Origin of the sequence: Streptococcus mitis (assembly GCF_002096835.1) — a bacterium.
Lineage (GTDB): Bacteria > Bacillota > Bacilli > Lactobacillales > Streptococcaceae > Streptococcus > Streptococcus mitis_W.
On record NZ_NCVG01000021.1, the window covers coordinates 108,210 to 122,323 of the forward strand.

General features: G+C 41.6%; 12 protein-coding genes. 2 read left to right on the forward strand and 10 right to left on the reverse strand.

Features of this window, described 5'->3' with window-relative positions:
• Window positions 1–24: 24 nt before the first annotated feature.
• Window positions 25–1,983 (reverse strand): NAD-dependent DNA ligase LigA, encoded by a 1,959-nt coding sequence (ligA, locus tag B7699_RS04770; protein ID WP_084927299.1) that lies wholly within the window; start codon window positions 1,981–1,983, stop codon window positions 25–27.
• Between the two features lie 63 nt (window positions 1,984–2,046).
• Window positions 2,047–3,948 (reverse strand): ABC-F family ATP-binding cassette domain-containing protein, encoded by a 1,902-nt coding sequence (locus B7699_RS04775; protein WP_084927300.1) that lies wholly within the window; start codon window positions 3,946–3,948, stop codon window positions 2,047–2,049.
• 152 nt (window positions 3,949–4,100) lie between these two features.
• Between B7699_RS04775 and B7699_RS04780 the strand changes: the two genes are divergently transcribed.
• On the forward strand, window positions 4,101–5,819 hold the full coding sequence (locus B7699_RS04780) for a phospho-sugar mutase (RefSeq protein WP_000121686.1): 1,719 nt from the start codon (window positions 4,101–4,103) through the stop codon (window positions 5,817–5,819).
• A 111-nt stretch (window positions 5,820–5,930) separates the two neighbouring features.
• On the forward strand, window positions 5,931–6,278 hold the full coding sequence (locus B7699_RS04785) for a DUF6568 family protein (protein WP_084927301.1): 348 nt from the start codon (window positions 5,931–5,933) through the stop codon (window positions 6,276–6,278).
• Between the two features lie 35 nt (window positions 6,279–6,313).
• Here the strand turns inward: B7699_RS04785 and B7699_RS04790 are convergent, their stop codons facing one another.
• From B7699_RS04790 to yjbM, 8 genes are all read right to left on the reverse strand, one after another.
• A complete protein-coding gene (locus B7699_RS04790; protein ID WP_084927302.1) occupies window positions 6,314–7,123 on the reverse strand; it encodes an MBL fold metallo-hydrolase in 810 nt (269 codons plus the stop codon).
• Between the two features lies 1 nt (window position 7,124).
• On the reverse strand, window positions 7,125–8,474 hold the full coding sequence (gene vicK / locus B7699_RS04795; RefSeq protein WP_084927303.1) for a cell wall metabolism sensor histidine kinase VicK: 1,350 nt from the start codon (window positions 8,472–8,474) through the stop codon (window positions 7,125–7,127).
• Complete coding sequence (yycF, locus tag B7699_RS04800; protein ID WP_033681745.1) at window positions 8,467–9,174, reverse strand: response regulator YycF; 708 nt, start codon at window positions 9,172–9,174, stop codon at window positions 8,467–8,469. The genes vicK and yycF overlap by 8 nt, the downstream gene beginning before the upstream one ends.
• Before the next feature lie 55 nt (window positions 9,175–9,229).
• Complete coding sequence (gene mutY, locus B7699_RS04805; RefSeq protein WP_084927304.1) at window positions 9,230–10,405, reverse strand: A/G-specific adenine glycosylase; 1,176 nt, start codon at window positions 10,403–10,405, stop codon at window positions 9,230–9,232.
• A gap of 235 nt (window positions 10,406–10,640) precedes the next feature.
• Window positions 10,641–11,615, reverse strand: a complete 975-nt coding sequence (gene pta, locus B7699_RS04815) for a phosphate acetyltransferase (RefSeq protein ID WP_000451571.1) — start codon at window positions 11,613–11,615, stop codon at window positions 10,641–10,643.
• A gap of 43 nt (window positions 11,616–11,658) precedes the next feature.
• Window positions 11,659–12,555 (reverse strand): RluA family pseudouridine synthase, encoded by an 897-nt coding sequence (locus B7699_RS04820; RefSeq protein ID WP_084927305.1) that lies wholly within the window; start codon window positions 12,553–12,555, stop codon window positions 11,659–11,661.
• Complete coding sequence (locus B7699_RS04825; protein WP_084927306.1) at window positions 12,552–13,370, reverse strand: NAD kinase; 819 nt, start codon at window positions 13,368–13,370, stop codon at window positions 12,552–12,554. The genes B7699_RS04820 and B7699_RS04825 overlap by 4 nt, the downstream gene beginning before the upstream one ends.
• On the reverse strand, window positions 13,354–14,025 hold the full coding sequence (gene yjbM / locus B7699_RS04830; protein ID WP_084927307.1) for a GTP diphosphokinase: 672 nt from the start codon (window positions 14,023–14,025) through the stop codon (window positions 13,354–13,356). The genes B7699_RS04825 and yjbM overlap by 17 nt, the downstream gene beginning before the upstream one ends.
• Between the last annotated feature and the right edge of the window lie 89 nt (window positions 14,026–14,114).

A 14,114-nucleotide genomic window follows, 5' to 3' on the forward strand; every position in this document is an offset into this window, starting at 1 on the left:
CTAAACTCTGTTTTTAAACGATTATTACAAGCTTTCTAGCCAAGCTTCATCTCGAACCTCGATACCAAGTTCTTGTGCTTTTTGCAGTTTACTTCCAGCATCTGCTCCTGCAACGACGAGGTCGGTCTTTTTAGAAACACTACCTGTAACTTTGGCACCCAGACTTTCGAGTTTACTTTTAGCTTCTGAGCGCTTGAGCCGTTCCAATTTTCCAGTCAATACAACGGTCAAACCTGACAAGGCCGCATCTGCCACTACAGTCTGACCTTTATAATCCAGATTGACCCCAGCTTCTTTCAATTCTCTTAGGAGAATTTCAGAGCCTTCTGTCGCAAAATAAGTCTGGAGACTCTTGGCAATCACAACACCCAAACTTTCAATACTGGCCACTTCCTCTGGATCTGCCTGAGCCAGATTTTCAATCGAGTGAAAATGTTGGAGTAAAAGCTGACTGGCCTTGCTTCCGACATGACGAATTCCCAAACCGAACAAGAGTTTCTCGGCAGAATTTTCCTTAGATGCTTGGATAGCCTGATACAGTTTAGAAGCAGACTTTTCCTTGACCCCCTCTAAAAGTAGGAAATCCTCTTCTTGCAAACGATAAATATCCGCCACATCCTTAACCAGATTAGCAGAAAAGAGTTTCTCAACTACTGATGGACCAAGGCCTGTAATATTCATGGCATCTCGAGAGGCAAAGTGGATCAAACCTTCCATGATTTGAGCAGGGCAACGCGGATTTATACAACGGAGAGCCACTTCATCTTCAAAGTGCAACAAGTCAGACTCACAACTTGGGCAGTTTGTAGGGATATCTAGTTTTTCTTCAGAAACCCGTTTGGACTCTACCACACATAAAACGGCAGGGATGATGTCGCCAGCCTTATATACGATAACCGTGTCGTCTTTGCGGATATCTTTTTCAGCAATATAATCCACATTATGCAGGGTCGCACGGCTAACAGTTGTACCAGCTAGCTGTACTGGTGTTAAATTCGCAGTTGGGGTTACAACACCCGTACGGCCAACTGTCCAGTCAACTGAGAGTAGTTGAGCTTCTTTTTCTTCAGCAGGAAACTTGTAGGCTACTGCCCACTTTGGAGCCTTAACGGTAAAACCAAGTTCTTCTTGGCTTGCTAGGTCATTGACCTTGATCACCACCCCATCAATATCGTAAGGCAGAATTTCCCGTTCTTGTCCTACTTCTTGGATAAAATCCCAGATTTCATCTATATTTTCAGCCAAGATTCGCTTAGGATTGACCACAAAACCAAGTTGTTCAAGGTGCTTCAAAACCTTTTCTTGGCTATCACGAGTTGAAGGGCTGGCTTCTTGATAGAGGAAAGTCGCAAGATTGCGCTTGGCTACTACTGCTGTATCCAACTGACGTAGTGTGCCTGCTGCCGCATTACGAGGATTGGCAAATTCAGGCTCTCCATTTTCTTGGCGAGCTTGGTTAACCTGGTCAAAAGAAGCGCGTGGCATGTAACATTCCCCACGAACTGTAATATCAAGTTCTTCTGGCAAGGTCAAAGGAATGTCCTTAACACGCTTAAGATTTTCTGTGATATTCTCCCCAATAGAACCATCTCCACGCGTTGCAGCTGCAACTAAAATCCCCTTTTCATAAGTCAGCGAGATAGACAAGCCATCGATTTTCAACTCACAAATATAGGTTGGATGGGCCACTTCCTTACGAACACGCGCATCAAAAGCTTCAAGCTCCTCACGTGAAAAAGCATCCTGCAAACTATAAAGAGGATACTGATGACTGTATTTTTCAAAACCATCTAAAACCTTGCCACCAACACGATGGGTAGGACTGTCTGCTAGCACTTGATCTGGATAGGCAGTTTCTAACTCAACCAACTCTCGGTAAAGGCGGTCGTACTCACTGTCTGAAACCGACGGATTGTCGCTGGTATAGTATTCAGTCGCATAGCGATTGAGCAAGGCGACTAACTCATTCATTCTTTTATTCATAAAACCATTTTACCATAAATTAAGCCCTCCTCACAATGGAGAAGGGCAGAAAACTTAGAAATCTTACACCTGCTCTGATAATTCTTCCCACTCAAGCATAGCTTCTTCCTGACGGTGACTGATTTTGTCCAGCTCAGCCTGCAATTCCATGAGTTTACCTGCATCGTTTGTTTCCAACATTTGTTCAGAAATGGCTTGGCTTTGACTTTCTAGCTCTTCAATTTCAGCTTCTAGACTTTCGATTTGTCGCATGAGCTTACGAACTTCTTTTTGACTTTCTTTCTGAGCTTGATAGTCATTAACTGGGCTTGCTTCTTTTGCTTGGTTGATAGTTGAAGCTTCCTCAGCCTGAGTCATTTCTACTTCTGCTTTCTTATCAACATAGTAGTCGTAGTCTCCAAGGTAGAGAGTCGAGCCATTCTCAGACAATTCCAAAACATGAGTTGCTACACGATTGATAAAGTAACGGTCGTGGCTGACGAATAGAAGAGTTCCATCAAAGTCAATCAAGGCATTTTCTAGCACTTCCTTGCTATCAATATCCAAGTGGTTGGTTGGCTCATCCAGAATCAAAAAATTATTGTTTTCCATGGAAAGTTTAGCCAGAAGTAAACGGGCTTTCTCCCCACCAGACAGCATGCCGACTGATTTTTTAACATCATCACCAGAGAAAAGGAAGGCACCTAGACGGTTACGGATTTCAACTTCTGGTGTCAGTTTAAAATCATTCCAGAGTTCATCTAATACAGTATTACTTGGTATCAGCTTGCTTTGGGTTTGGTCATAGTAACCAACCTCAACATTAGCCCCAAAGCGCTTTTCACCCTTGATAAAAGGAATCTGCTCCACAATAGACTTGATAAAGGTTGACTTTCCAATGCCGTTTGGTCCAACAATAGCAACAGCATTCATCTTACGAAGATCTAAGTTGATAGGCTCTGACAGTACTTCCCCATCATAGCCAATAGCTGCATTTTCAACAGTCAAAACAACATTGCCCGACATTTTCTCAGACTGGAAGGTCATGTTGGCTGATTTCTTACCAGTTTCAGGCTTGTCCAAACGTTCCATTTTTTCCAGTTGTTTGCGTCTAGATTGGGCACGTTTAGTCGTTGAAGCTCGGACTAGATTGCGATTGACAAAGTCTTCCAGAGCAGCTATTTCCTTTTGTTGTTTTTCATAGTTTTTTGCTTCAGTAGCTAACTTCTGCTCCTTTAATTCAACAAAACGAGAGTAATTACCCACATAACGATCTAAAGAATTCTTGGTCAAATCTAGCGTAATTGTCGCAACCTTATCTAAGAAATAACGGTCGTGGCTGACAATAATAAGGGCACCGCTATAATTTACTAAGTAATTCTCTAGCCAGGCTATAGTTTCAATATCTAAGTGGTTAGTTGGCTCGTCCAAGACCAAGAGATTTGGCTTTTCAAGGAGCATTTTAGCAAGTGCCAAACGAGTATTTTGACCACCCGAAAGCTCAGCAATTTTCATCTGCCACATAGACTCGTCAAACTTGAATCCATTCAAAATCGCTCGTATATCAGCTTCATAGGTAAAGCCACCTGCCTGACGAAAATTTTCAGATAAGCGGTCGTAATCTGACATCAGTTTATTCAAATCATCACCAGACTTTTGACCCATCTCTAACTCCATCTGACGCAGTTGTTTTTCCGTCCGAAGCAAGTCATCAAAGACATGCAGCATCTCATCATAGATGGTATTTTCAGACTCAAAACGGCTATCTTGGGCTAGGTAAGACAGAGAAATATCTTTTTTCTTATTGATTTCTCCACTAGTTGGCTCCTCTTCTCCAACTAAGATCTTTAAAAGAGTAGACTTACCTGCACCATTTTTCCCAACAAGGGCTATCCGATCACGTTCATCAACCTGCAGATTAATATTATCGAAAAGAACCTCTCCTGCAAAAGAACGTTCAATTTTATTAGCTTGTAAAATAATCATACAAACAGTATAGCATGTTTCCCTAAGGCATTCAAGACTTGATAAATCAGCATATGACACCACTATTCTGAAAATTATGCTAAGGTTTTACTAAAACGCTAAAAAGTGCTATAATGTGAACGGTTAAAACAATTTACAAAAGGAGAATTTTAATGTCTTACCAAGAAAATTACCAGAAATGGGTTGATTTTGCGGAGCTTCCTGACTACCTTCGTCAAGATTTGGAAAATATGGACGAAAAAACGAAGGAAGATGCCTTCTATACAAATCTTGAATTTGGTACTGCAGGTATGCGTGGCTTGATTGGTGCTGGTACAAACCGTATCAACATCTACGTTGTTCGTCAAGCTACTGAGGGATTGGCTCGTTTGATTGAGTCTAAAGGTGGAAATGAAAAAGAACGTGGTGTCGCAATCGCCTACGATAGCCGTCACTTCTCACCAGAGTTTGCCTTTGAATCTGCGGCAGTTCTTGCTAAACACGGTATCAAATCTTACGTATTTGAAAGCCTTCGTCCAACTCCAGAACTTTCATTTGCAGTTCGTCACCTCAACTGTTTCGCGGGTATCATGGTCACAGCCAGCCACAACCCTGCTCCATTTAACGGTTACAAGGTTTACGGTGAAGACGGTGGACAAATGCCTCCACACGATGCAGACGCTTTGACTACTTATATCCGTGCAATCGAAAATCCATTTGCAGTTGAAGTTGCTGATGTGGAAGCTGAAAAAGCTTCTGGCTTAATTGAAGTTATCGGCGAAGCTGTTGACGTAGAATACCTTAAAGAGGTTAAGGACGTAAACATCAACCCAGCCTTGATTGAAGAATTTGGTAAAGACATGAAGATTGTCTACACACCACTTCATGGTACTGGTGAAATGTTGGCTCGTCGTGCTCTTGCCCAAGCAGGATTTGACTCAGTTCAAGTCGTTGAAGCGCAAGCAACTGCTGATCCTGACTTCTCAACTGTAAAATCTCCAAACCCAGAAAGCCAAGCAGCCTTTGCACTTGCTGAAGAACTTGGTCGTCAAGTTGGGGCAGATGTTCTTGTGGCAACTGACCCTGATGCTGACCGTGTTGGTGTTGAAGTTCTTCAAAAAGATGGTAGCTACCTCAACCTTTCAGGTAACCAAATCGGTGCCATCATGGCTAAATACATCTTGGAAGCCCACAAAAACGCTGGAACTCTTCCTGAAAATGCAGCCCTCTGCAAATCTATCGTATCAACTGACTTGGTAACGAAGATTGCTGAAAGCTACGGCGCAACTATGTTCAACGTCTTGACTGGTTTCAAATTCATCGCTGAAAAAATCCAAGAATTCGAAGAAAAACACAACCACACTTACATGATGGGATTTGAAGAAAGCTTCGGTTACTTGATTAAACCATTCGTACGTGATAAAGATGCTATCCAAGCCGTTCTTGTCGTTGCTGAACTTGCTGCCTACTACCGTTCACGTGGTTTGACACTTGCTGACGGTATCGAAGAAATCTACAAAGAGTACGGTTACTACGCAGAAAAAACTATCTCTGTTACCCTTTCAGGTGTCGATGGTGCTGAACAAATCAAAGCGATTATGGCTAAATTCCGCAACAATGCTCCAAAAGAATGGAATGCAACAGCTATCACTGTCGTAGAAGACTTCAAGGCTCAAACAGCTACTGCTGCTGATGGCACTGTTACAAACTTGACAACTCCTCCAAGTGATGTGTTGAAATACACACTTGCTGACGGTTCATGGATTGCTGTTCGCCCTTCAGGTACAGAACCAAAAATCAAGTTCTACATTGCAGTTGTAGGTGAAACCAACGAAGAATCACAAGCCAAGATTGCTAATATCGAAGCAGAAATCAATGCTTTTGTAAAATAAAATTCTATAAAAGATGAGACAAACCAATCTCATCTTTTTTTCGTATCAAATCTAAGCAATTTTAGAAACTTTATGGCATACTAGACTTATCAATGAAAGCGAGGTAATCTCATGGAACAATTTTTAGATAACATCAAAGACCTTGAAGTCACTACAGTTGCGCGTGCACAAGAAGCTCTTGATAAAAAAGAAACTGCAACCTTCTTTATCGGTCGCAAAACTTGCCCTTACTGCCGTAAATTTGCAGGTACATTGGCAGGTGTCGTAGCTGAAACTAAAGCTCACATCTACTTCATCAACAGTGAAGAAGCAAGCCAACTCAATGAGTTACAAGCATTCCGCTCACGCTACGGAATCCCAACTGTACCAGGCTTCGTTCACATTGCAGATGGACAAATCAATGTCCGTTGCGACTCTTCAATGCCAGCACAAGAAATCAAAGAATTTGCAGGATTGTAAAAGATATAAAAAAGAAGGCACATTCGCCTTCTTTTTTATATCTCTGTCAATGGTGTTGCAGTATCTGGTGAGGTATCATAAACCTTAAAGTCTACTCCGACCCCCAGATCAGCTTGTGCTAGCTGATTGACCATGGTCATATGAGCCAGTTCCTTGATATTGTTCTCTTTAGACAAATGTCCTAGGTAGATTTTCTTAGTGCGGTTTCCCAAGGTACGAATCATAGCTTCAGCACCGTCCTCGTTAGAAAGGTGACCTAGGTCAGATAGGATTCGTTGTTTGAGTCGCCAAGCGTAAGAACCTGCTCGCAAAATCTCTACATCATGGTTGGACTCAATAAGATAGCCATCTGCATTTTCGATAATCCCTGCCATACGGTCACTAACATAACCTGTATCTGTCAAAAGGACAAAACTCTTATCATCCTTCATAAAGCGATAGAACTGCGGTGCGACTGCATCATGACTCACACCAAAACTCTCGATGTCTATATCTCCAAAGGTTTTGGTTTTGCCCATCTCAAAGATATGCTTTTGCGAAGAATCCACCTTGCCAAGATATTTACTATTTTCCATAGCCTGCCAGGTCTTTTCATTGGCATAAAGATCCATACCATACTTGCGAGCCAAAACTCCCACTCCATGGATATGATCTGAATGCTCATGGGTAATCAAGATGGCGTCCAAGTCTTCTGGTTTGCGATTAATTTCAGCAAGTAGGCTAGTAATCTTTTTACCAGACAAGCCTGCATCCACTAAAAGCTTCTTTTTTGGTGTTTCCAGATAAAAGGAATTCCCACTGGAACCCGACGCTAAAATACTGTATTTAAAGCCTATTTCACTCATTCTAGTCTTCTACTTCATCCTCCCATACTTCTTCTTTCACTGCATCCTTATCATAAGGGAGCACAATTGTGAAAGTTGATCCCTTACCGTATTCACTCTTGGCCCAAATAAAGCCATTATGCTGTTTGATAATTTCTTTAGCAATAGACAGTCCCAGACCTGTTCCACCTTGGGCACGACTTCTAGCACGATCCACACGATAAAAACGGTCAAAGATGCGTGGTAAATCCTGCTTAGGAATACCCAAACCTTGGTCTGAGATGGATAAAATCATCTGATCATCAGTCGTCTTCATAGTCACTGTGATTTTCCCACCATCTGGCGAATACTTGATGGCATTGTTGAGAATATTATCAATCACCTGTGTCATCTTATCTGTATCAATCTCTATCCAAACAGAGGTAATGGGGTAATCTCTGACTAATTCATACTTCTTCTCTTCATCTGGTCCCCTCATCTTATCAAAACGGTTAAGAATAAAGGTAATAAAGGCTGTGAAGTTAATCAGTTCCACGTCTAGGTGACTAGTTGCATTATCAATCCGTGAAAGATGGAGAAGATCTGTCACCATCCGCATCATACGGTTGGTTTCGTCTAGAGACACCTTGATAAAGTCTGGCGCAACAGGTTCTGACAAGGCACCCTCATCCAAAGCTTCAAGATAGGATTTTACACTAGTCAGAGGCGTCCGTAACTCATGGCTAACATTGGAAACAAAGAGTCTCCGCTCGCGTTCCTCCTTCTCCTGCTCCGTCGTATCATGCAAAACAGCAACCAGACCCGAAATAAAGCCAGACTCTCGACGAATCAAGGCAAAGCGAACACGAAGACTCAGATACTCACCATTAGCATCCTGGGAATCAATGATGAGCTCAGGAATTTGGGTAATCAAATCACGAAGTTCATACTCATCTTCAATCTTAAGCAATTCTAGAATACTTTTGTTGAGAACATCTTCTTTCTGAACACCTAACTGTTTCTTAGCCATGTCATTAATCATGGTAATCTTGCCACGACGATTGGTCGCAAGGACTCCATCCGTCATGTAAGAGAGGATACTGTGTAATCGTTTACTCTCTTGCTCCAGATTTTCTTGAGTCAACCGAATTACTTCTGATAAATCATTGAGATTATTAGTAATATTGGTGATTTCAGAGCTTCCCTGCATATCCAATACCTGAGAATAATCTCCTGCAATCAGGTCCTTTACCTTTTGATTGATTTGCTTCAGCCGAATATTATCCCGACGATTTTCTAGCAAGAGCAAGGTCACGACTAAAATAAAGCCAAGTAGAATGAGGATAAAGATAAAATCACTGGTTAAAACTGTATCTTTTATTAGTTTAATCATTATTTCTCATATAATAACCAACACCGCGACGTGTTAGAATATACTCTGGACGACTTGGTGTGTCTTCAATCTTCTCACGCAAACGTCTGATAGTTACGTCAACTGTTCGAACGTCTCCGAAATAATCATAACCCCAGACAGTTTCAAGCAAGTGTTCACGTGTAATCACTTGACCAATATGAGAAGCCAAGTGATACAAGAGCTCAAATTCACGGTGGGTCAAGTCTAGTTCTTCACCATATTTTTTAGCTACATAGGCATCTGGCACAATCTCCAAGTCCCCAATTTGCAGAGGTTGGGTTTTCTTTTCATCTGATTCTTGATTATCTACAGAAGCCAAGTCCGTGCGACGAAGGAGAGCTTTAACACGCGCCTGCAACTCACGATTTGAGAAGGGTTTTGTCACATAGTCATCCGCTCCAAGCTCTAAACCGATAACCTTATCAAATTCGCTGTCTTTAGCTGAAAGCATGATAATAGGTACACTACTTGTCTTGCGAATGGTCTTCGCAACTTCTAAACCATCAATTTCTGGAAGCATCAAATCCAAAATAATAATATCTGGCTGCTCGGCTTCAAATTGTTCTAGTGCCTCACGACCGTTAAAAGCAGTTACAACTTCGTAACCTTCCTTGGTCATATTAAACTTGATAATATCTGAGATTGGTTTTTCATCATCTACAATTAATATTTTTTTCATTTGTTCACCTTTTTCTCTACTATTATACCAAAAAAATAACAAGAAGGCACAATAGCTAGTCTTTGCTACTGTCTAAGTTGGCTTGTGCATAAGCCTGCCAGATTTTTTGTTGGGGTTTGGCAAGTGGGACATCCTTGAACTCTTCTGGTGAAAGCCAGCGAACTTCCCTATCTGAAAAGTCATGGAAGTCAGTCACCTGGCCTGCTACAATTTGAACATGCCACTTGCGATGACTAAAGACATGCTTGACAGTCTCAAAACAAACATCAAGCCAATCAACTTTTAAGTCATAGTCCTGCTGGAAACTCTCCTCTGGACTGGGGCCAAAGTTGACACTTTCTTCTGCAACCTGATGAAAAAGGTCAAACTGCTCTTCTTGCGAAAAGTTATCAACTTCTATCAAGGGGAAATGCCAAAAACCTGCCAAGAGCTTTTCGCTTTCATTTTTTTCAAGTAAAAATTGTCCTTGAGAATTTTTCACAACTAAGGCTTTAAGATAAATAGGAACTGGCTTTTTCTTGGGAGCCTTAATTGGATAACGATCCATAGTACCATTCTGATATGCCGCACTAAAGTCCTTAACTGGGCTTTCTTCTGTCCTAGGATTTACAGGAGCCTCAATATCTGAGCCTAAGTCCATTAAAGCTTGATTAAAGTCACCTGGCCGTTCCGGATCAATCAAGATTTCCATCATTACCTGAAAAATTTTGCGATTGCTAGGAACTCCGATATCATGATTAACCTCAAACAAGCGTGCCAAAACCCGCATAACATTGCCATCTACAGCCGGCTCAGGCAAGTTAAAAGCAATACTGGAAATCGCTCCTGCAGTGTAAGGTCCAATTCCTTTCAAGCTGGAAATTCCTTCATAGGTGTTTGGAAATTGGCCACCAAAGTCAGTCATAATCTGCTGAGCTGCAGCCTGCATATTACGAACTCGAGAATAATATCCCAGTCCTTCCCAAGCCTTCAACAAACGCTCTTCAGGGGCAGTTGCCAAACTTTCCACTGTTGGAAACCAGTCCAAGAATCGTTCATAATAAGGAATAACTGTATCCACCCTAGTCTGCTGGAGCATAATTTCAGAGATCCAGATATGATACGGATTCTTACTCCTACGCCATGGTAAATCTCTTTTGTTTTCATCATACCAGGCAAGAAGTTTCTCACGGAAAGAAACAATCTTCTCATCCGGCCACATGACGATACCGTATTCTTTCAAATCTAACATATCTCTAGTATAACACAGAAGGTTCTAACTGTCCTTTTCCTAGTATTAATACTCTTCGAAAATCAAATTCAAACCACGTCAACGTCGCCTTGCCGTAGGTATGGTTCCTGACTTCGTCAGTCTTATCTGCAACCTCAAAGCAGTGCTTTGAGCAACCTGAGGCTAGTTTCCTAGTTTGCTCTTTGATTTTCATTGAGTATAAAAAGCCTCTTCCCGAGGGAAAGAGGACTGAATCTTATTGATGAACAGCTTGGGCTGCTGTGATAAGGGTCAACTTGTAGACATCATCAGCATTACATCCACGAGAAAGGTCGTTAACTGGCTTGTTCAAACCTTGCAAAACAGGTCCAACAGCCGCAAAGCCACCAAGACGTTCAGCCATCTTGTAGCCGATATTTCCTGCCTCGATACCTGGGAAGATAAAGACATTTGCTTGACCAGCAACCGTACTTCCAGGAGCTTTCAGAGCTGCAGTTTCTGGAACGAAGGCTGCATCAAATTGCAATTCCCCATCGATTTCAAGGTCAGGACGCAAGTCGTGAGCAATTTTAGTGGCTTCAACAACCTTATCAACACTTTCACCAAAACCTGACCCTTTAGTAGAATAGCTTAGCATAGCAATTTTAGGTTCGATGCCAAACATCTTAGCTGTGATTGCTGAGTTGATGGCAATTTCAGCCAAGGCTTCTGCATCTGGATTGATGTTGATGGCACAGTCACCAAATAGGTAACGTTCCGTACCACGAACCATGAGGAAGGCACCTGAAGTACGAGTAACATTTGGACGAGTTTTGATGATTTGAAGAGCTGGGCGAACTGTTGAAGCAGTTGAGTGAATCGCACCTGACACCATTCCATCAACCAAGCCCAGGTATACTAACATAACACCAAAATAATTGACATCTTCAACCAAAACCTTGCGTGCATCTTCTTCAGACATTTTGCCCTTGCGACGCTCCACTAAAGCAGCAACCATTTCTTCAAATTTATCGTAGTGTTGAGGGTCGATGACTTCATAACCGTCCTCAATACCTTCGATTTCAAGATAAATTTTAATTTTTTCAGGATTTCCAAGCAAAACAGGAATCACTTCTGTTTCTTTTACCAAGCGTTTAGTCGCTTGAAGAATACGAGGTTCTTCCCCTTCAGGGAGAACGATACGAGCATTTTTACCAACCAAGTTGGCTTTGAGACTTTCAAAAACTTCCATGAGTTTTCTCCTTTAAGATAATAATTATACTCTGAAACTGTTTTTATAGAGTATTAGTTGATAACTGGGTAATAAGGTTGCTAAAATCATTCGGCAAGGGACTTTCTAACTGCAAGTCTTGCTCTAAAAATGGATGATAAAAAGTTAAGGAATGACAATGTAGGGCCTGGCGCTGAATTCCATCGTCTAGACTACCACCGTACAAGTCATCTCCCAACAAAGGAAAACCGATATGAGAAAAATGGACTCGGATTTGGTGGGTACGCCCAGTGTGCAGGCGAATATCGACCAAGTGAATATTTCCATAAGAAGCTACAATCTTGTAAGAAGTATGGGCATACTTTCCACCTTTAGCTACACGTCTGGTAATAATGGAGTCTTCATCACGCGCAATCGGAGCAATAATTTCCCCCTCTGCTTCCAAGTGGCCATCACCTTTAACCAAAGCAAAGTAGCGTTTTTCAATGGACTTCTTCTGCAACTGCTTGTCTAATCGTGCATGTGCATAACCGTGCTTAGCAAAGAGCATCAAACCAGAAGTGTCCCTATCAAGTCTGGTCACAATGTGAACCTGCTGATTTTCATAATTTTGCTTGACATAGTAACCCTTGATAAAATTGGCAATGGTATTGGAGTGGTTGACACTAGGAATAGAAGCCACTCCATAGGGTTTATTCAAGACTAGAAAATGGTCATCCTCATAGAGAATATCCAGTGGGCGCTCGATAGCTTCTAGAGTTTCAAAACCTTCCTCAGCGGGAATATCAATGGTAACTCGGTCTCCAATATCCAATAGATACGTCGCATTTTGTGGTTGATCATTGACCACAATAGCTCCACCTCGAAACTTAATCTTGGCCAGAAGCCCTTTAGAAACCTCGTGCTTTTTCAAAAAAGTCTTAACCTTGACATGCTCATCTGCGATAAATTCAAACCTCATTCGTCCACCTCGCCGATAAAAGCATCCTTAACGCGGTTCCAAAAACTGGTATGGCTAGGTGAGGCGACAAAGTGAATCTTATGATGGTCGATTTGATACTCAATACGCTCAATATTGCGGAAAGAATAAACGCTATTGTCAACCGAAATGGTATGGTAATCGTTTCTTGTCGGAATGAGTTCAATCTTATCCTTCTTAGGAACAATAATGGACGAACCCAGCGTTCGATAAACACGATTATTAAGACTAGCAATTTCCGTTAATTGCAAAGCTTCAATGGTAGGGTGTAAAACAGCTCCACCAAGTGATTTGTTATAGGCTGTGCTACCAGTCGGTGTCGAAACTGTTAGCCCATCTCCACGAAAACGTTCAAAGTGGACACCGTTAATCACAACATCCGCCACCATGGTTCGATCAGACCTGCGGATACTGGCTTCATTTAGTGCTCTAAAAATCTTCACTTCACCATTTTCAAGAAAAACCTTCACATTCAGCACAGGGTAAGAGACTCTTGCTCCGGTATCTAGCTGCAAATTAGTCACTAGCTTGTCCAACTCAAAATCACGGTAGTCCGTATAGAAACCCAAATGTCCAGTGTGAACACCAATGAAGCGGACCTTGTCAAGCTGGTTTTCGTACTTATGAAAGGCCGACAAGAGCATACCATCCCCACCAATGGAGATGACAATGTCCGGATTGGTATCATTGAGTATAAACTGATTTCTCTTCAAACGATCTCGCAATTCATACAAAACCCTTTGACTCTGCGGTTTTCTATTTGCTACCAGGTCAATTCGTTTACCTGTATTCTTCATCTGTATCGTCACTGTTTCCTACACCGTCATTTAATTTTCTACTCAAAGGATCAAAAAGAGCCTGGGCTTCCTGGATATCATCTCGAATTTTACCCATTTCTTCATCCAACTGATGGGCAATTTTGGCAGTAATTTCCAGTCTCTTTTTAATTTCCTCTGGGAAATCCCCTTGGTACTTGTAGTTGAGAGAATGTTCTATCGTTGCCCAGAAATTCATGGCCAAAGTACGAATCTGAATTTCCGCCAAAATGGTCTTGGCTCCATTGATGGTGTCAACCATATATTCTACTACCACATGATAGGAACGGTAGCCTGAAGCCTTTCGATGAGTAATGTAATCTCGCTCTTGTACAATCCGCATATCCTGACGCTTGCGCAAAATTTCCACTACTTCCTTAACGTCATCTACAAACTGGACCATCACACGTAAACCAGCAATATCCTGTAAATCGTGTTCTAAGGTCGCATAAGTAATACCACGACGGGCCATTTTTTCTTTTATACTCTCAATTGGCTTGACCCGACCAGTCACAAACTCAATCGGAGAATGCTTATTTTGCTTACGATATTGCTTACGAATACCACGAAGTTTAATCTTTAACTCACCAACAGCTTGAATGTAAGTATCTAGAAATTCTTCCCATTCTAAGGTCATATATTCTCCCTTGTTCTCATATTATCCTTCAAAAATATCTTTGATTTTTTCTCCAGATTTATATACAATAAATACAAAGCTATTATACC

Bases quoted from the DNA above. Each gene is read 5' to 3' on its own strand.
- ligA (WP_084927299.1), bottom strand. From the start codon at position 1,983: ATGAATAAAAGAATGAATGAGTTAGTCGCCTTGCTCAATCGCTATGCG.
- B7699_RS04775 (WP_084927300.1), bottom strand. From the start codon at position 3,948: ATGATTATTTTACAAGCTAATAAAATTGAACGTTCTTTTGCAGGAGAG.
- B7699_RS04780 (WP_000121686.1), top strand. From the start codon at position 4,101: ATGTCTTACCAAGAAAATTACCAGAAATGGGTTGATTTTGCGGAGCTT.
- B7699_RS04785 (WP_084927301.1), top strand. From the start codon at position 5,931: ATGGAACAATTTTTAGATAACATCAAAGACCTTGAAGTCACTACAGTT.
- B7699_RS04790 (WP_084927302.1), bottom strand. From the start codon at position 7,123: ATGAGTGAAATAGGCTTTAAATACAGTATTTTAGCGTCGGGTTCCAGT.
- vicK (WP_084927303.1), bottom strand. From the start codon at position 8,474: ATGATTAAACTAATAAAAGATACAGTTTTAACCAGTGATTTTATCTTT.
- yycF (WP_033681745.1), bottom strand. From the start codon at position 9,174: ATGAAAAAAATATTAATTGTAGATGATGAAAAACCAATCTCAGATATT.
- mutY (WP_084927304.1), bottom strand. From the start codon at position 10,405: ATGTTAGATTTGAAAGAATACGGTATCGTCATGTGGCCGGATGAGAAG.
- pta (WP_000451571.1), bottom strand. From the start codon at position 11,615: ATGGAAGTTTTTGAAAGTCTCAAAGCCAACTTGGTTGGTAAAAATGCT.
- B7699_RS04820 (WP_084927305.1), bottom strand. From the start codon at position 12,555: ATGAGGTTTGAATTTATCGCAGATGAGCATGTCAAGGTTAAGACTTTT.
- B7699_RS04825 (WP_084927306.1), bottom strand. From the start codon at position 13,370: ATGAAGAATACAGGTAAACGAATTGACCTGGTAGCAAATAGAAAACCG.
- yjbM (WP_084927307.1), bottom strand. From the start codon at position 14,025: ATGACCTTAGAATGGGAAGAATTTCTAGATACTTACATTCAAGCTGTT.